At 64.3% G+C, this 17682-nt stretch carries 17 protein-coding genes and 1 tRNA gene; 11 read left to right on the top strand and 7 right to left on the bottom strand.

Annotation, left to right across the window (positions count from 1 at the left end; all coding sequences use genetic code 11):
• Positions 1 to 4: 4 nt before the first annotated feature.
• On the bottom strand, positions 5 to 1180 hold the full coding sequence (locus AC2TZ7_RS16620; protein ID WP_489865053.1) for a D-alanyl-D-alanine carboxypeptidase family protein: 1176 nt from the start codon (positions 1178 to 1180) through the stop codon (positions 5 to 7).
• A gap of 15 nt (positions 1181 to 1195) precedes the next feature.
• Positions 1196 to 2161: an SPOR domain-containing protein gene (locus tag AC2TZ7_RS16615; protein ID WP_489865052.1), complete on the bottom strand. Its 966-nt coding sequence runs from the start codon at positions 2159 to 2161 to the stop codon at positions 1196 to 1198.
• Between the two features lie 182 nt (positions 2162 to 2343).
• Here AC2TZ7_RS16615 and AC2TZ7_RS16610 point away from each other — a divergent pair.
• The 11 genes from AC2TZ7_RS16610 (at position 2344) to AC2TZ7_RS16560 (ending at position 12717) form a co-directional block, all read left to right on the top strand.
• Positions 2344 to 2433 (top strand) — tRNA-Ser (locus AC2TZ7_RS16610).
• A gap of 372 nt (positions 2434 to 2805) precedes the next feature.
• Positions 2806 to 3966, top strand: a complete 1161-nt coding sequence (locus AC2TZ7_RS16605; RefSeq protein WP_489865051.1) for a transporter substrate-binding domain-containing protein — start codon at positions 2806 to 2808, stop codon at positions 3964 to 3966.
• Positions 3963 to 4619 (top strand): ANTAR domain-containing response regulator, encoded by a 657-nt coding sequence (locus AC2TZ7_RS16600; protein ID WP_489865050.1) that lies wholly within the window; start codon positions 3963 to 3965, stop codon positions 4617 to 4619. Before AC2TZ7_RS16605 ends, AC2TZ7_RS16600 begins: the two co-directional genes overlap by 4 nt.
• A 41-nt stretch (positions 4620 to 4660) precedes the next feature.
• Positions 4661 to 5896, top strand: coding sequence for an urea ABC transporter substrate-binding protein (locus tag AC2TZ7_RS16595; protein WP_098411602.1), 1236 nt, complete (start codon positions 4661 to 4663; stop codon positions 5894 to 5896).
• A 106-nt stretch (positions 5897 to 6002) separates the two neighbouring features.
• Positions 6003 to 6875 carry an ABC transporter permease subunit gene (locus AC2TZ7_RS16590; RefSeq protein WP_078520226.1) on the top strand — a complete coding sequence of 291 codons (873 nt, stop codon included), beginning with the start codon at positions 6003 to 6005 and terminating at the stop codon, positions 6873 to 6875.
• Between the two features lies 1 nt (position 6876).
• Positions 6877 to 7947, top strand: coding sequence for an ABC transporter permease subunit (locus AC2TZ7_RS16585; RefSeq protein ID WP_489865049.1), 1071 nt, complete (start codon positions 6877 to 6879; stop codon positions 7945 to 7947).
• A complete protein-coding gene (locus AC2TZ7_RS16580; protein ID WP_038079765.1) occupies positions 7947 to 8663 on the top strand; it encodes an ABC transporter ATP-binding protein in 717 nt (238 codons plus the stop codon). The genes AC2TZ7_RS16585 and AC2TZ7_RS16580 overlap by 1 nt, the downstream gene beginning before the upstream one ends.
• Positions 8656 to 9369 carry an ABC transporter ATP-binding protein gene (locus tag AC2TZ7_RS16575; protein ID WP_078541793.1) on the top strand — a complete coding sequence of 238 codons (714 nt, stop codon included), beginning with the start codon at positions 8656 to 8658 and terminating at the stop codon, positions 9367 to 9369. The genes AC2TZ7_RS16580 and AC2TZ7_RS16575 overlap by 8 nt, the downstream gene beginning before the upstream one ends.
• A gap of 45 nt (positions 9370 to 9414) precedes the next feature.
• Positions 9415 to 10413: an acetamidase/formamidase family protein gene (locus AC2TZ7_RS16570; RefSeq protein WP_078570139.1), complete on the top strand. Its 999-nt coding sequence runs from the start codon at positions 9415 to 9417 to the stop codon at positions 10411 to 10413.
• Between the two features lie 228 nt (positions 10414 to 10641).
• Positions 10642 to 12180, top strand: a complete 1539-nt coding sequence (locus tag AC2TZ7_RS16565) for an amidase (RefSeq protein WP_489865048.1) — start codon at positions 10642 to 10644, stop codon at positions 12178 to 12180.
• 231 nt (positions 12181 to 12411) lie between these two features.
• Positions 12412 to 12717: a DUF4342 domain-containing protein gene (locus tag AC2TZ7_RS16560; protein ID WP_078520220.1), complete on the top strand. Its 306-nt coding sequence runs from the start codon at positions 12412 to 12414 to the stop codon at positions 12715 to 12717.
• Between the two features lie 75 nt (positions 12718 to 12792).
• Here the strand turns inward: AC2TZ7_RS16560 and AC2TZ7_RS16555 are convergent, their stop codons facing one another.
• The 5 genes from AC2TZ7_RS16555 to AC2TZ7_RS16535 form a co-directional block, all read right to left on the bottom strand.
• Positions 12793 to 12927 (bottom strand): zinc-binding dehydrogenase, encoded by a 135-nt coding sequence (locus tag AC2TZ7_RS16555; protein ID WP_489866835.1) that lies wholly within the window; start codon positions 12925 to 12927, stop codon positions 12793 to 12795.
• A 24-nt stretch (positions 12928 to 12951) separates the two neighbouring features.
• The gene (locus tag AC2TZ7_RS16550) at positions 12952 to 13869 is read right to left on the bottom strand and encodes a zinc-binding dehydrogenase (RefSeq protein WP_489865047.1); all 918 of its coding nucleotides are present in this window, start codon (positions 13867 to 13869) and stop codon (positions 12952 to 12954) included.
• Positions 13870 to 13975: 106 nt separating this feature from the next.
• On the bottom strand, positions 13976 to 16270 hold the full coding sequence (locus tag AC2TZ7_RS16545; RefSeq protein ID WP_489865046.1) for an Orn/Lys/Arg family decarboxylase: 2295 nt from the start codon (positions 16268 to 16270) through the stop codon (positions 13976 to 13978).
• Positions 16271 to 16399: 129 nt separating this feature from the next.
• On the bottom strand, positions 16400 to 17131 hold the full coding sequence (locus AC2TZ7_RS16540; protein ID WP_489865045.1) for an anti-sigma factor: 732 nt from the start codon (positions 17129 to 17131) through the stop codon (positions 16400 to 16402).
• Entirely contained in the window at positions 17128 to 17682 is a 555-nt protein-coding gene (locus AC2TZ7_RS16535) for a sigma-70 family RNA polymerase sigma factor (RefSeq protein ID WP_078520217.1), read from the bottom strand. Before AC2TZ7_RS16535 ends, AC2TZ7_RS16540 begins: the two co-directional genes overlap by 4 nt.

Genomic DNA, 17682 nt, shown 5'->3' with positions numbered 1-17682 from the left:
GCGCTTAGCTGTTCACCCGTTCCATCGCGGCCTCGAACGCCTTGCCCGACAGCCGCGCCAGCGCCGCTTTCACGCGCACGACAAAGCCGCCTTTCTTGACGTCCTCGGTGGCGACGAGCGGCACTTCATTGGCATTGTCGAGACCCGGCACGGTGATCACCAGCTTGCCGACTTCCTGACCCTGCTTGATCGGGGCCTGCAGCGGGCCTTTGAACACGGCCTCGGCGGTCACCTTGTCCTTCGCGCCCGCGGGGACCAGCAGCGACAGATCGGTTTTCGGCGCAAGGCCGACGGTGGATTTGCCGCCCAGCCAGACCGGCGCTTCGGCGAGCTGGGTGCCCGCCTTCGCCACGTCCTTCATCACGAACTGACGGAAGGCCCAGTTCGCGACCGCTTCGCCTTCCGAGCGGCGCGCCTGCTCGGAGGGCATGCCTGCCAGCACGAAGACGATGCGGCGCTCGCCCATCACGGCGGAGCCCACGAGACCGTAGCCCGCTTCCTGCGTGTGGCCGGTCTTCATGCCATCGGCCTTCCAGTCGGCGGCGCGGATGTCCAGCAGCGGATTGCGGTTCTCGGCATTGGCCGGGGCGCGGTCCTTGTAGTTGAAATGGGTCTCGCTGAAGAAGTGATAATATTGCGGGAAATGGGTGATGATCCGGCTTGCGACGATGCCGAGATCATGGACCGACATGCGTTGGCCGGGGTCGGGCCAGCCGTTCGAGTTGGCGAACATCGAGTTCTTCATGCCCAGCTCGTGCGCGCGCTCGGTCATCAGTTCGGCGAAGGAGGACTCGGAGCCCGCCAGCCCCTCGGCCACCACGACACAGGCGTCGTTGCCCGAGTTGATGATGATGCCCTGGATCAGATCGCGCACGGTCGGCCGGTCGGTCGTGTTGAGGAACATCGTCGAGCCGCCCATCGACTGCGCATGTTCCGAGACCGGGAAGGTCGTGTCCATCGTGACCCGGCCATCTTCCAGCGCCTCGAACAGCAGATCGAGCGTCATCAGCTTCGACATCGAGGCCGGGGGCAGCGGGATATCCGCGTTCTTCGCCATCAGGACGGTCTTGGTCGACAGGTCATAGACCCAAGCCGCATGGGCCTTGGTGTCGAAGGCGGCGGCGGGCAGGGCGAACAGGCAAGCTGCAAGCGTGGCGGCGATCAGGCGAATGAAGGTCATATCTTCTGCGTAGTCCTATTTCGAGACGGGGTAGGCGTCAGGATAGCCCAGCCCGTGAATTTTGGTCTTGAGCGCGTCGAGATCGGATTTCGTGGGCGCAGGGCCCGCGATCACGCGCCAGAAGGTCTTGGAATGGCTTTTTTCCTTCCTGATCTCGGCGATCACGCCCGCCTTGGCCATCTGGCTCTGGGCGCGTTTCGCGTTCGCCTCGACGGAGAAGATGCCGATCTGGATATAGCCTGCGCCGGTGCCCATTTTCGGCGTACTCGGCTGCGGAGCCGCTGCAGCCACCGGGGCTGCGGGGGCGGGCGCCGGGGCAGGGGCCGCGCCGATTGCGGGCTTGACCGGTTTCGCCGTGGGTTTCGGCGTGCCTTGCGCCTTCGCGATCCCCGCTTCGGCGGTAGCGGTCACCTCGTCGAGCGACTTCTGCTCGACCGTTTCGGTGGCTGCGATCACCGGCTTGTCGACGAGCGGCGCGGGCTTGTCTTCCTTGACCGGCACCGTCTCGCGGCGCAGCGCCACGACGGAGAGCTCGGTCGGCGCGCCCGCCAGCAGCCCCAGCGCATCGGCCGCGTCCGAGCTGACCTGCAGTTTCGGCCCGGGATTGTCGGTCTCGCGCTTGAACAGCGCGCCGATGACGAATTTGCCGTTCGACGGGTTGCGGATGATCACCCGCTCGGGGTCTTTCACGTCCGGATGCGCGACCCAGACACCGCCCAGCGAAGGACGCCCGTCCCACAGGCCCTTTTCGTCGACCGAGAAGACCTGCGGCGCTTCGACGTCGCGCTCGATCATCTTCTGGCCGTTTTCGGTGGCGGTCTCGGCATCGCCGGGGCTTGCGGTCTCGTCCGCAGGTTTCTTCTTGAACATCCCGAACGGGGAGCCGCCGCTTTCTTGACAGCCCGCCAGCGCGATCCCCGCGCCCAGCATCAGGGCAAAGCCCGTCACCCGCTTGCGCGTCATCTTCTTCTGCTCAGTCATCCTGTGCCCCTCTTCGCGCGGTTTGCCCGCCTCTTGCCTGCGCGTCTGCACCGCTTGCGCCATGCGTTACGCGCGATCCTAGCGATTTGCAGAGCCCGTGAAAAGCTGCCCCAACGCCCACGCGCGGAAATCGGCGCGCAAGACTTTCAGAATCGCGTGAAGCGGTCTAAGCGAAGCCGGTCGGAGGAGTGGCAGAGTGGTTTAATGCACCGGTCTTGAAAACCGACGTAGGTGAAAGCCTACCGTGGGTTCGAATCCCACCTCCTCCGCCAGCGCGTCGCTTCCATGCCCAAGAACGAACCCGTCGCACGCCGGCGAAGCCTCCGTCCGCAGGGGATGACCGCTCACTCTCCGGACCTCACAGCTTCAGGGAAGGCGAGACCTGCCTGAGCGTCCGGGTTGCGCTCAATTTGCAGGCAGTCCGCTTTGGGAACAGCTTCAATTGCGTGCATATGTGGGCTTGAGAAGGGGGCGGTCACGGCGAAGTCACAAGCCTATTGACAGGTTCGTGAACGATTCCCTAGCGTGAGGTAAGCGCCGAGCAAATGTGCTCGTCATGGCGCGTTGAACCCTCAGATATGTCGGCAATTCCGCCTCCAAAGCAGTTTCTGCTTCTGGGGGTTTTTGTCGTTGGAAGATCGAAAATGACACGTCTCGACCTACAGATCGGCCTGCTTTTCTCGACCACCGGCGCGTACGGTAGAGTGGCGCATACGCAGCTCAACGGCGCGCAGCTTGCCTGTGACGAGATCAACGCGGACCCGAACGCGGCGGTCACGTTCCATCCCGTGCATATCGACCCCGAGAGTGATCTGCACAAATACGCGCCGGCGGTTCAGAGCATGTTCGATCGCGGCATCCGCCATATCTGCGGCTGCTACACCTCGTCGAGCCGCAAGGAAGTGATCCCGCTCTTCGAGAAGCATGACGCGCTGTTGTGGTATCCGACGCATTACGAAGGTTTCGAGAGCTCGACCAACGTCATCTATACCGGTGCGGCGCCGAACCATCACATGTCGCCGCTCATCGATTTCCTCTGCGCCCGCTTCGGTCGCCGCGCCTATTGCATCGGCTCGAACTATATCTGGGGCTGGGAAAGCAACCGCGTGATGCGCGAAGAGCTGCAGCGGCGCCGCGGCGAAGTGGTGGCGGAGCGGTATCTGCCGGTCGGCGAGACCGATATGGCCGCCATCATCGAGGAGATCCTCGAGACCAAGCCCGATTTCGTCTTCAACGCGCTGATCGGCGACTCCTCTTACGCGTTCTTCCGCGCCTTCCGCGAGACCTGCGAGGCGCGCGGGATCGAGCAGACCACGCGCTTCCCGATCGCGAGCTGTAACCTGTCGGAGCCCGAGCTTCGCGCGATCGGGCCGGTGGGAGCCGACGGGCAGATCAGCTCCAGCGTCTATTTCTCGTCCCTCGCGGGCGAGCGCAACACGCGCTTCGTCGAGGCCTATGGCAAAGCCTTCCCCGAGGGGCCTGTCGTCTCCGCCGAAGCCGAAGCCGCCTATATCGCCATTCATATGCTCGCGAAATCCATCGCCGATGCGGGCACCGCGTCGGTAGGGGCGGTTCTCGAAGCGGCTGCGGGTCAGGTTTTCGACGCACCGCAGGGCCGGGTCACGATCGACCCCGAAACCTACCATGCCTCGCTCACGCCCCGGATCGGACTGTCGCGCGCCGATTTCGAATTCGACATCCTGCTCGAAGCGCCCGAACCCATCGCGGCCGACCCTTACCTCGTGTCCTCGACGACGGCGTTCGAGCCGTCGGAGCGGCGCAAGAACGTGAGGGTCGTACAATGAAGGCACCCCGGATCGCGCAAAACTTCCGCGGCCGCAGGGCCGTCATCTTCACCACCGAGGGCCGCTCGCTGGGTATTCTCGAAGCCACGCTGCGCAGGCTCGGGCTGGAGCCGGATACCCGTCCGCTCCCGCTGCGCCAGGATTTCGAGCTGCCCGAAGACCTCAGCCCGGAGGCCGACCTCGTCATCATCGACGGCGACCTGAACCTGCCGCCTGCATGGCCCGACAGCTACAACCTGTCGCCCCAGCATGCGCCGTGTCCGACGGTCGGGCTGGTCGGCACGGAAGCGCCGAGCCGTCTCAAGGCGATGCTCCAGCTCGGGGCCGCGTCCTTCTTGCAAAAACCGATCCATAGCGGCGCTGTCTACTCCGCCCTCTATCTGGGCGTGAACGCGTTCGAGCAAATCGACGGCCTCAAGGCGAGCCTCGACGATATGGGCGAACGCCGCCGCAAACGGATTTACGTCATCAAGGCCGTCGCGGCGCTCATGCGCCAGCGCGGACTTAACGAAGATGCCGCATATGACCTTCTGCGAAAGGACAGCATGCGCGCGCGCGTCAGCGTCGAGGACCACTGCGAGTCCCTGATGCTGGCAAACCCGGACAGCGATCTCGATCGCGGTGAAACGAAAAAGAGGTGTCAGGCGCGCTAGCCCAGCAAGGCACCCAGGAAAACCTCAACAAGGAGTTGAAAATGAACAGGAAACTGATCAGCACCGCTTCGGTGCTCGCTACCCTATTGTCTTTTGCCGGCCCTGTGGCGGCTCAGGATGCGGAGCCGATCAAGATCGGTGTGCTCGAAGACCAGTCGGGGGACTTCGCCCTCGCAACCATCGGCAAGGTGCATGGCATCCAGCTGGCCACCAAGGAAATCAACGACGCGGGCGGCATCGCCGGTCGTCCGATCGAGCTGGTGACCTACGACACCCAGTCGGACAACACGCGCTATCAGGAATTCATGCGCCGCGTGCTGCAGCGCGACAAGGTGGACGTGGTCTTCGCGGGCTTCTCCTCGGCCTCGCGTGAAGCTTACCGTCCGATCGTCAACCAGTTCGACGGGCTGGCCTTCTACAACAACCAGTATGAAGGCGGCGTCTGCGACGCGAACATGATCGTCACCGGCGCGGTGCCGGAGCAGCAGTTCTCGACGCTGATCCCCTACATGATGGAGAAGTACGGCAAGAACGTCTACACCATCGCCGCCGACTACAACTTCGGTCAGATCTCGGCCGAATGGGTGCGCAACATCGTCAAGGACAATGGCGGCGAGATGGTGGGCGAAGAGTTCATCCCGCTCGGCGTGTCGCAGTTCTCGCAGACCATCCAGAACATTCAGGCCGCCAAGCCCGACTTCGTGGTGACGCTGCTCGTGGGCACGGCGCAGTCGTCCTATTACGAGCAGGCCGGTTCGGCGAATGTCGACCTGCCGATGGCGTCGTCCGTGAACGTGGGTCAGGGCTACGAGCATAAGCGCTTCACGCCCCCGAGCCTGAAGGACATGTATGCGACGGTGAACTATGTCGAGGAAATCGACACGCCGGAAAGCAAGGCCTTCGTCGAGAAGTTCCACGCGATGTTCCCCGACGAGCCCTACATCAACCAGGAAGCCGAGAACTCCTACGCGGCGGTCTATCTCTACAAGGAGATGGTCGAGAAAGCCGGCGGCTCCACCGCTCTGGAAGATGTGCGCGCGACGCTCGCCGATGGCAACCTGTGCTACGACGCGCCCGAGGGCGAGATGTGCATCGATCCGAAGAGCCAGCACACCTCGCACACGATCTATCTGGCCCATGTGCTCGAAGATCACTCGATCGAGTTCCCGAAGAAATGGGATGACATCAAGCCCTACTGGCTGGGCGATGTCGGCTGCGATCTGACCCAGAACGATCCGAGCGACCAGTACACCCCGTCGCACCTGCCGACGGAGTAATCCGACGCATCGCGGATGCGGGGCCCCCGTGGCTCCGCATCCGTCCCCTCCCGGATTTTCCTGCCCGGATTTCCCTGAACGACGGCCACCAAGAAAGGGACGGTCTATGGAGTTCCTCTACTCTCTTTTCAGCTTCTTCTATCAGTTCGGAGACGCGTTCGCCTTCCTCGTGCTCAGCGCCTGCGGCCTCGCGGTGATCTTCGGCATGATGGGCGTGATCAACCTCGCGCATGGCGAGTTCATCCTCTGCGGCGCCTATGTCTCGACGAGCGCCACCCATATGGGCGTGCCCCTTCCGATCGCGATCGCGCTGGGCTCTCTGGCCGCCGGTATCGCCGGGATGATCGTCGAGGTCGTGGTGATCCGCCCGCTCTACAAACGTCCCCTCGATACGATCGTGGCCACCTGGGGGATCTCGATGATCGTCACCCAAGGCACGCTGATCGTGCTGGGCACGACGATGGCCGGCAGCGGCACGCCCTTCGGCAGCTTCACCGTCGGCGACTATTCCTATTCGATCTACCGCATCGTGCTCGTGGTGATGGCGCTCGCGACGCTGGCCGCCTTGTGGCTGATGTTTACCAAGACGCGCTTCGGCATCCTTGCCCGCGCCACGATCCAGGTGCCGCATGTGGCCGAGGCGCTCGGGGTCAACACCAACCTGATCTACAGCCTAACCTTCGGTCTGGGCGCGGCGCTCGCGGGGCTTGCCGGTGGGCTTTACGCGCCGACGATGACGCTCGTGCCGACGATGGGGGCCGCCTTCATGGTCGAGGCTTTCGTGACCGTCGTCGTGGGCGGCGCAGACATCTTCCTCGGGACGGCGCCTGCCGCGGTCGTGCTTGGCTTCATCAAAGCGTCGCTGACCTCCTGGCAGGGCCAGCTTGCCGGTCAGATCGGCATGCTCATCGCCGTCATCATCGTGATCCGCATCCTGCCGCGCGGCATCAGCGGCAAGATCCTGAAAGAAAGGGCCTGACGTGAGCAGCGCATCCCGTTTCACTTCCATTCTGAAGCTCATCGAGGGACCGCAAACCCTCGGCAAGGGACCGAAATTCTGGTCGGGCTTCAGCGTCGTCCTGCTGGCCGCCTGCGCCTATCCGGCCTTCGCGGACAGCTACGACGTCGGCAATAACGTCTACTTCTTCAACTGGCTCTTCATGGCGATGGGGCTCAGCCTGATCTGGGGCTATGGCGGGGCGCTCAGCTTCGGCCAGACCGCCTTCTTCGGGGTCGCGGGCTACGCCTACGGGGTCCTGACGATCAACCTGGGCGACGCCTACGGCCTGACGCTGCTCTCGCTGGTGCTGGCGGTTGGCCTGAGCGCACTCTTCGCGGCGATCTTGGGCTACTTCCTGTTCTTCGGGCGCATCAGCGGCGTGTTCCTCGGCATCGTGACGCTTTCGGTGACGCTGGTGCTCGAACGCTTCATGGCGCAGACGGCGGGGCCCGAATGGGCGATCGGCAAGGCGCGTCTGAACGGCTTCAACGGCATGGGGGCGATGCCCTCGCTGACGATCCCGTGGCCGGGCGGCAATATCGTGCTCTATCCGGACGTGACCCTCTACTACGTCACGCTGGTGCTGCTGCTGGTCTGCTATCTGGGCCTGCGCATCCTCGTGAATTCGCGCTTCGGCAATGTCATCGTGGCGATCCGCGAGAACCCGATGCGCGCCGAGATGCTGGGCTACGACGTGCGCAAGTATCAGCTTGCGACCTTCGTGATCGGCTCCGCGCTCGCCGGGCTGTCGGGCGTGCTCTACACCTCCTGGGGCAACTACATCACGCCTGCTTCGATGGGGATGACGGCGGCCTCGCTGCCCATCGTCTGGGTCGCGGTCGGCGGACGCACGGACCTCACGACCACGGTCATCGGCACGCTCGCAGTGCTCATGGTGTTCCAGTCGCTCACGATCTACGGCAGCCAATACGCGCTGATCGTGATGGGGACGCTTCTGGTGATCACCGTTCTGATCGCCCCGCGTGGCATCGTGATCGCGCTGCTCTCGCCCTTCATGCGCCGGAAATCCAAACTGGAAGGAGAGCGGTGATGGCCATTCTCGAAACACGCCAGCTCAACAAGCATTTCGGCGGGCTCCACGTCACGGGCAATGTCGATTTCGCGCTTCAGCCCGGAGAGATGCACTGCCTGATCGGCCCCAACGGGGCGGGCAAGAGCACCTTCTTCAAGCTGATCCTGGGCGAGCATCTGCCCGATAGCGGAGAGATCCTCTATGACGGCGAGGAGATCACCCGCGCGAAGCCCTTCGAGCGCATCCGCAAGGGGATCAGCGTGAAGTTCCAGGTGCCCGGCATCTTCAAGGAGCTGAGCGTCCAGCAGAACCTGACGATCGCGCTTCAGCACCATGTCGCGCCCGAGATCCTGCAAGAAGAGATCGACCGGCTGCTGGAGTTCCTCAAACTCTCGCAGGACCGCAAGCAGCTCGCGGGCAATCTCAGCCACGGTCAGAAGCAGTGGCTCGAGATCGGCATGGCGGTGGCGCTGAAACCGCGTCTGCTGCTGCTGGACGAGCCGACTGCGGGGATGACGCCCGACGAGACTTTCGCCACCGGCGAGATGCTTCAGGAGCTCAACCGCGAGGGCATGACCCTGCTGGCGGTGGAGCACGACATGGCCTTCGTGCGCCAGATCGCCCACCAGGTCACCGTGCTCCATTTCGGCAAGATTTTCGCGCAGGGCACCATCGACGAGATCGTCGCCGATGAACGTGTCGCCGCCATTTATCTGGGAGAAGTCGATGCGTAAGGAAGTCCTTCTCGACGTGATCGAACTCAATGCGGGCTACGGCGGCAAGCCGGTGCTGCAAGGCGTCGATTTTCAGGTCCGCGAGGGCGAGATCGTCGCGGTGATCGGGCGCAACGGGGTCGGCAAATCGACCCTTATGAAGACGCTGATCGGGCTGCTGTCGACCGACAAGGGGTCGATCAACCTCGACGGCGCGTCGATCGATCTGCTCTCGGCGCATAAACGGGCGCGCAAGGGCATCGGCTATGTGCCGCAGGGCCGCGACGTCTTCCCGCGCATGACCGTGCTGGAAAATCTGCTCGTCGGCGAAAGCATCGCGGGCAAGTCCACGCCCGGAAAGGTCGACGAGATTTTCCGCTATTTCCCGATCCTCAAGGAGCGCGCGGATCAGCGCGCGGGCACGATGTCGGGCGGTCAGCAGCAGCAGCTCGCCATCGGGCGCGTACTGATGGGCGATCCGTCGATGATCCTGCTCGACGAGCCGTCCGAGGGGATCCAGCCGAACATCGTGCAGGACATCGCGCGCATCATGGTCGAGCTGAACCGCGAGACCGGCGTGACCGTCGTCTTCGTGGAGCAGAACGTCGACATGATCCGGGCGATGGCGCAGCGCTGCTACGTCATGGACAAGGGCCGGATCGTCGCCGAGCTCGACCGTGAGATGCTGCAGGACCGCGACACGATCCGACGATACCTGTCGGTCTGATCTCCCCGGAACAATCATGGAATTTGCAAGTAAAAGGAGCAACTTATGAGCTGGTTTGAAGAATCCATCATGGCGCGCAAGGGCGTGGCGAAAGGTCAGACCCTCGAGAAACGCACGATCACCGAGGAAGAGCAGGGAAGCTATCCCTACATCTACACCGCCGGGATCGAGCCGGTCCTGACCGTCGATCCGGGCACCGTCGTCAGCGCCGAGACCCACGACGCGTTCGAAGGCGCGATCAAGTCGGAGACCGACAAGCCGACCGAGATCCTGAACTTCCCGTTCCTGAACCCGCAAAACGGCCCGATCTACGTGAACGGCGCCGAGAAGGGCGACACGATCGCGGTCTATATCGAGAGCATCGTGCCGCGCGGGCCGCAGCCGCGGGGCACCACGGTGATCATGCCCGAATTCGGCGGTCTGGTTCCCACCTTCGAGACGGCGCTCCTGACCGCGCCGCTGCCCGAGGTGGTGCGCAAGCTCGACATCACCGTCGAGGAGGGCACGAAGTGGAACGACAAGATCAGCCTGCCGTATGAGCCCTTCATCGGCACGATCGGCACGGCGCCGATTGCCGAGGCGATCTCCTCGCTGGTACCGGATTATTACGGCGGCAACATGGACCTTCCCGATGTCGCACCGGGCGCGGTCGTCTATCTGCCGGTGCAGACCGAGGGCGGGTATCTGTTCCTCGGGGATTGCCACGCAGCCCAGGGCGACGGTGAGCTTTGCGGCGTTGCGGTCGAGCACCCGACCGTGACCACCGTGCGCATCGACCTGATCAAGAACTGGACGATCAGCACGCCGCGTCTGGAGAACGAAGAGTTCTACATGACGGTCGGCTCGGCACGCCCGATGGAAGACGCCGCGCGCGGTGCTTACCGCGAGCTGATCCGCTGGATGGCCGCCGATTTCGGCTTCGACGAGATCGACGCCTACATGCTGCTGACCCAATGCGGGCGCGTGCGCCTCGGCAACATGGTCGACCCGAAATACACGGTCGGGGCTTCGGTCCTGAAGTCGATCGTCGGCATCGCTGAATGAGCTTAGGGCCGCGCCCCTATCCCTTGTTGCGCGGTCTTTAACCTGTCGCCTCTGCCTCGGAGGGCAGCTTCTTGGGTGGAGGCGACCTTTTTCTTCCCGGCTTCGACCGTCCCTGCGGCCTCATCGGTTCGCGCCACGGGTCGAGCTTCGTCACTTTCGATCCACCCCGCCCGGCTCCGGCTCGGGCGATGGCGGCACCATGCCCGCCAAACGGAAAAGGAGTCTCTCATGTCCGCTCAAACGAAACCCGATCTGCCCGATCTCGGAACACTCACCGTCGCCGCCGTTCAGGAGGGGCTGGCCTCGGGGGCGTTCACCGCAGAGGCGCTGACCGAAGCCTGCATGGCTCAGGTCAAGGCGCTGAACGGCAAATACAACGCGATCATCTTCGAGAATGAGGCCGCCCTCGAGACCGCCCGCGACATCGACCGGCGGCGCGCTGCGGGCGAGGCGCTGGGGCCGCTGGCCGGGGTGCCGATCGTCGTGAAGGATCCGATGGACATGGCGGGCATTCCCACCACGGCGGGCTGGCGGCTTCTCTATTCCGGGACGGGCGGCGTCGATCTGATGCCCGAACGCGACAGCCCGGTCGTGGCCCGGATGCGCGCGGCCGACGCGGTCATCCTCGGCAAGACCAACGTGCCGATCCTCAGCTGGACCGGAACGCATGCCAATGACAGCTGGGCCGGTCCCACGATCAACCCCGCGATCGAGGATCGTGCCCCGGGCGGATCGAGCGCAGGCACGGCGGCCGCCGTCGCCACCCATATGTGCGTCATGGGGCTCGCCGAGGAAACCGGCGGCTCGATCCAGAACCCGGCCTCGGCGCAGGGGCTGGTGGGCATCAAGCCGACCATCGGGCTGGTGCCGAATGCCGGTGTCGTGCCGCTGTCGGGCAATCGCGACGTGGTCGGGCCGATTGCCCGCACCGTCACCGATGCGGCGCTCGGCCTCGATGTGCTGGCGGGGTTCACCACCGAAGATCCCAAGACGCTGGCTTGCGTCGACAAGATTCCCACGGGTGGCTACGCCTCGGGCCTGTCGAAGGACGGCCTGAAGGGCAAGCGGCTCGGGCTGTACGGGCCGGGCTGGCGGAAGAACGAACTCTCCCACGAGGCGGCGGATCTCTACGATCGCGCGAAGAGCGAGCTTGAAGACCTCGGCGCGGTTCTGGTCGAGGATCCCTTCGCGGGCACCGATTTCGCAAGCTACCGGGAGATCACGCCGGGCACGCCTTTCTTCGACGGGCGGGGGCTGGAATCCATCCCCTATGACATGACGAAATATCTCGAACGGCTGGGCCCGAACGCGGCGATCAAGACGTGGGAGGAGTTCGTCGAGGCCACGAAGGAGGAAAACGTGCTCGCGAAGGGGGCGATCCTCGGCTTCCTCAACGAGCTGCCCGATTTCGTCGAAGCGGTGAAATCCCCGACCACGCCGCCCGTGCTGCCCGCATTCACGGCCTTGAAGCGGACCTATCTGCTGCTGATGGAGGAAGTCTTCGCTCGGCACGAACTGGACGCGCTCGTCTATCCGCAGATGCTCTGCGAATTGCCGGGCCTGCATTCGGGCGACGCGATCCTCGAGACCACCGTCGGGGAGCTGAACATCGCGGGCATTCCGGGCGTCACCGTGCCCGCGGGCTACTACGCCTCCGGCGCGCCGTTCGAGCTGATCTTCCTCGGCCAGCAGTGGAGCGAGCACGCCTTGATCCAATGCGCCTATGCCTATGAGCAGGGCACGCTGCACCGCAAACCTGCGGTCTGATCGGGGCCAATCGGCGTCACAGCATCTTCTGGCCGTTGCGGTGTGAACTCGGCTTTTGCCCGGGCGCGCACCGCAGCGGTCCGTTTGTCCTGTGCCTGACGAAGATCAAGGCGCGGGCTTTGGAAGCATGTTCCTTTCCATCTGTGCAGCGCGCCGTGGCAAAGCGACGTGCCCGACGCGCGCTGCCGTAGTTACCTCCGTGTTTACCCCCAAATCGAGAGGAACAGTTCGATGGAAGACGACAAGAAACCCGAGCGCACCGTTTGGGAAGAAATCGAGGTCGCAGGTAACCAACTCGTCGATCGCGTCAAGGAATTGGCGCAAGAGGGGAGCGTGCGCCAGCTGCGTATCAGCTCCGCCGGCGGGGACCCCTTCGTCGAGGCGCCCCTCAATCTCAGCCTCGTCGTCAGCGGGGTCGTGGTGCTCGCAGCACCTTGGCTGGCCGTCCTCGGCGTGATCGCCGGATTGGCCACCCGGGTGAAGGTGGAAATCGAACGGGTCGAGGAACCTGGCGACGACGATAAGAAGGACGAGTAGGCCCCGGGACGGGCGGAGCGGGAGCGCCCTTCGCGTGGTGCTTGCGCTCCGACCTAGATATCCGGCGCCAACGCCTCAGGTCGGCGGGATCAGCACGATCTTCCCGGCGTGGCGTTTTTCCTGAAACACCTTCTGCGCCTCGGCGATCTGATCGAGCGGAGATATGGCGGCCAGCAGGGGCCGGATTTCGCCCTTCTCGACATAGGAGATCAGGTTGCCGAAGATCGGCGCGTCCTATGCGGTGCAGCCGATCAGCGTGATGTCCTTGAGATATAGGTCGCGCATGTCCAGCTCCACGATCGGTCCGGCAATCGCGCCCGACGAGGCATAGCGCCCGCCGCGCCGGAGCAGTTTCAGCATCGTCCCGAAACCCGGCCCGGCGACGTTGTCGATCACCACATCCACGCTGTTCTCGCCGATCGCCGCTACGGGGTCGTCTTCGCGGCAGAGCACCTGATCCGCGCCGATCTCCAGCACGATCTCGCGCTTGGCGGCGCTGGTGATGGCGATCACCTCCGCGCCGCGCCGTTTGAGAAGCTGGATCAGCGCCGAGCCCACGCCGCCCGAGGCGCCCGGCACCAGCACGCGCTCGCCCGCAGTGACTCCTGCGCGGTGGATCATGTTCTCGGCGGTGCCGTAAGCGCAGGGCAGGGTGGCGAGTTCGGCGTCGCTCCAATCGCTGTCGATGGCGAAGACCTCGCCTGCGGGCACTTTCACATATTGCGCGAAGGCCCCGTCGAAATTGGAGCCGAGCCAGACCGTGTCCATCGATGAGAAATCGCGCTCGCGCATGCAGGAGCGCACCAGAATGCGGGTGCCGATTAGTGCCGCATCGCCACCGTCGCCCACCGCGACGACCCGGCTGCAGCAATCGGTGCCTTGGATGAGCGGGAAGGGCGTGGCCCCGCTCCAGCCGCCATCGGTGTGTTCCGTGTCCTCGCGCGAGTCCTGCGTGCCGGATTTGACCTCGGAAGAATACCAGCCCAGCCGGGTGTTGATGTCGGTATTGTTGATGCCCGCCGCGAGCACCTGCAGCAGCACCTCGCCGGGCCCCGGTTCGGGCATTGCGACCTCGCGGTAGTCGAGCCGCTCGTAGCCGCCCGTCCCGGTCGTGACCACGGCCATCATCGTGCCTTTGGGCCTGTCGCTCATGCCGCTTTCCTCCCGAAACCGATCCATTCGTGAAATGAGTTAGGGCGCGGTCGGGATAAACCGAACCGCGCCCTGAGAATGATAGCCGAACAGGGGGCGCGCAGGCTCAGCGCGCCACGCAATCCGCGAAGTAATACGTCTTACCGTCCTCGCCCGTCTCCGTCACGAGGCCGTGGATATCGGTCTCGAAGCCGGGGCATTCGCTGGCGAATTCGCGGTTGAAGCGCAGGTAATCCACGATCTTCGCGTTGAAGACCTCACCCGGGATCAAGAGCGGGATGCCCGGCGGGTAGGGGGTCACGAGGCTCGTCGTGATCCGGCCTTCCAGCTCGTCGATCGAGACCCGCTCGGTCTTGCGCCGCGCGATATGCGAGAACGCCTCCGACGGGGTCATCTCGGGGTGATGGTCGGTCAGGTAGATCTCGGTCGAGAGCCGCGCGACGTCGTATTTCGCGTAAAGCGAATGGACGTGCTGGCTGAGATCTTTCAGCCCCATGCGCTCGTAGCGCGGGAATTTCGCCGAAAATTCCGGCATCACGCGCCATAGCGGCTGGTTCTTGTCGTAATGGTCCTTGAACTGCTGCAGCGCGGCCAGCAGCGTGTTCCAGCGGCCCTTGGTGATGCCGATCGTGAACAGGATGAAGAAGCTGTAAAGCCCGGTCTTCTCGACCACGACGCCATGCTCGGCGAGGTATTTCGACACGATCGACGCCGGGATGCCGCTGTCGTCGAAACGCCCCTCGATATCGAGGCCGGGGGTGATGATCGTGGCCTTGATCGGGTCGAGCATGTTGAAGCCCGGCGCCATGTCGCCAAAGCCGTGCCAGCTATCCGAGCCGGTGGTCTCGACGCCCTCGGCATCGGTCTTCTTGAGAACCCAGTCGCGGGTCTCGGCCATGCCGTCGCCATCGGCGCGGAAATCGGTCGGACCCCAGACCTGGAACCACCAATCCTCGGGGCCGTATTCCTCTTCGACCTTCACCATCGCGCGGCGGAAATCGAGCGCCTCGACGATGCTTTCCTCCACGAGCGCGGTGCCGCCCGGAGGCTCCATCATCGCCGCCGCCACATCGCAGCTCGCAATGATCGAGTATTGCGGGCTCGTGGAGGTGTGCATCAGGTAGCTCTCGTTGAAGAGATGCCGGTCGAGCTTCTCTTCCTTGCTGTCCTGCACGAGCACATGGCTCGCCTGCGAAATCCCGGCGAGCAGTTTATGCACGGACTGCGTCGCATAGGTGATCGACTTGGTCGTGCGCTCGCGCTTGCGACCCATCGCGTGATACTGGCCGTAGAACGGGTGGAAGGCGGCATGGGGGATCCACGCCTCGTCGAAATGCAGGTTGTCGACCCAGCCGTCGAGCATCCCCTTGATGACTTCGGTATTGTAGAGCACGCCGTCATAGGTCGACTGCGTCAGCGTCATGATGCGCGGCTGCACCGCGTCGATATCGTAATCGGCCAGAAGCGGGTTCGCGCGCATCTTCGCCTTGATCGCCTCGGGTTCGAATTCCGAACGCTGGATCGGCCCGATGATGCCCCAGTGGTTGCGCGTGGGCTTCAGGAAGACCGGGATCGCACCGGTCATGATGATCGCGTGCAGGATCGACTTGTGGCAGTTGCGGTCCACGACGACCACGTCGCCCGGGGCCACCGTGTGGTGCCAGACCATCTTGTTCGAGGTCGAGGTGCCATTGGTCACGAAAAAGCAGTGATCGGAGTTGAAGATCCGCGCGGCATTGCGCTCGGACGCGCCGATCGCGCCGTTATGATCGAGGAGCTGGCCCAGTTCCTCCACCGCGTTGCAGACGTCGGCGCGCAGCATGTTCTCACCGTAGAACTGGTGATACATCTGCCCGATCGGCGATTTCAGGAAGGCGACGCCGCCGGAATGGCCCGGGCAGTGCCACGAATAGGAGCCGTCCTCGGCATAGTCGAGAAGCTGCTTGAAGAAGGGCGGTTGGATGCTTTCGAGATAGCTCTTCGCCTCGCGGATGATGTGCTTGGCGACGAATTCGGGCGTATCCTCGAACATGTGGATGAAGCCGTGCAGCTCGCGCAGGATGTCGTTGGGCAGGTGGCGCGAGGTCTTGGTCTCGCCATGCAGGAAGATCGGCACATCGGCGTTTTTCCAGCGCACTTCCTCGATGAAGGCGCGCAGCTTCTCGACCGCCGGGTCCAGTTCGGGACCGGAGGAGAATTCCTCGTCGTCGATCGCCAGCACGAAGGCCGAGGCGCGGCTTTGCTGTTGGGCGAATTGCGACAGGTCGCCGTAGCTGGTGACGCCGAGCACTTCGAACCCGTCGGCCTCGATGGCTTGCGCGAGTGCCCGGATGCCGAGACCGGAGGTATTCTCGGAGCGAAAATCCTCGTCGATGATGACAATCGGGAAGCGAAATTTCATCAGGGGGTCCTCTCTCGGGCCTGTCTGGGTCGGGCGAATGGGGCGCGTGCGCCGCGCCCTGTTCATTTCAGCCGAATATAGGCAAGGTCAAGCCCGTGCGGGAGCCCCTCCCGCACGGGCAAGGCCGGATCAGCTCTGGATATGGGCGAAGCCCTTGCCGAGGATCGGGCCGGTCGGGCGTCCTGTGGGCGAGCCGCCCGCGGGTTCCAGCGTGATCTCGTAGAGCTGCTGCGGCGCAGGTGCGGGCAGGTCAGGGCCGGTCAACACCGCAGGCGCCACCCGGTCGAGCGTGCCGAGCGACACCGGCCCCGTCTCTGGCGAGGGAAGGGTCCAGGCCTGGATCGTTTTGCCCGAGGGCAGCGTCACATCGGCCACGAAGCGGATCTTGGCGTCGCGATTGCCGTAATCCTCGATCACGGCCTGCGGCTCGCCCGACGCATTCATCAGAACGGCGACCACGCGCGGCTCTGGCGTCGGGCGCAACGTGCCGGTGCCCAGCCCCACCGCGAGGCCGATGATCCCCGCCGCGATCAACCAGCGCCGCTTCGTACGCGGGGCCTGTGGCAGGTTGTCGGCTTGCGGCGGGACCGGCGTGATCGTCACCCCCCGCGGGGTTTCGTCTTCGCGCGCAGGTTCCGCCGAGATGCGTTCGCGCAGGCGATCCATGAAATCGTCGGGAAGCTCGGCCTTGGGCGCGGAGAGGTCGAGCGGGAGCAACCCGTCGCGCAGCGCCGCCACGCGAGCCTCCAGCGCAGGGTCGCGCGCCAGCAGTTCCTCGAACAACTCGGCTTCGGTTTCCCCAAGCAGGCCAAGGACGTAATCATCTGCGATGGCGTTGAGGTCGGTCCGGTTCAGGCTCATGACAGGCACTCCCTCAGGCTGGCCAATCCGCGCCGGATCCAGCTTTTCGCCGTGCCCAGCGGCACCGATTGGCGCGCGGCGATCTCGCCATGGCTGAACCCGCCGACATGGGCGAGCAGGATCGAATGGCGGCTGGCCGGGTCGAGCGCCTCCAGGCAATCGCGCAGGCGGCTGGAGCCTGCGAGCATCTGCCAGCCCTCTTCGGGCACGCTTTGCTCGCGCGCATCCTGCAACGCCCCCAATTCCTCGGGCGAGAGCAGGCTCAGCCGTTTGCCGTCGCGCAGAATGTTCAGGCAGCGGCTGCGCAGGACGGTATAGACCCAGCCTTTGGCCGAGCCGGGATTGCCGCTGAATTGCCCGGCCTTGCGCCAGATGCGCACCAGCGCCTCCTGCAAGGCTTCCTCGGCCAGATCGGTGCGGCCCAGGATGCGCTTGGCCACGCCCAGCATCCGTCCGCCTTCCAGCGCCACCAACCGCTCAAGCGCGCCCGCATCGCCTTCGGCGCAATCGTGCAGCGCCTGCGCCACGGGGCAGCTTTCCGCTTTCGTCAT

This window comes from Thioclava sp. ISO4 (assembly GCF_058105145.1).
Note: the sequence above shows the minus strand (reverse complement) of the source record. Positions and strands in the feature narration are given on the sequence as shown.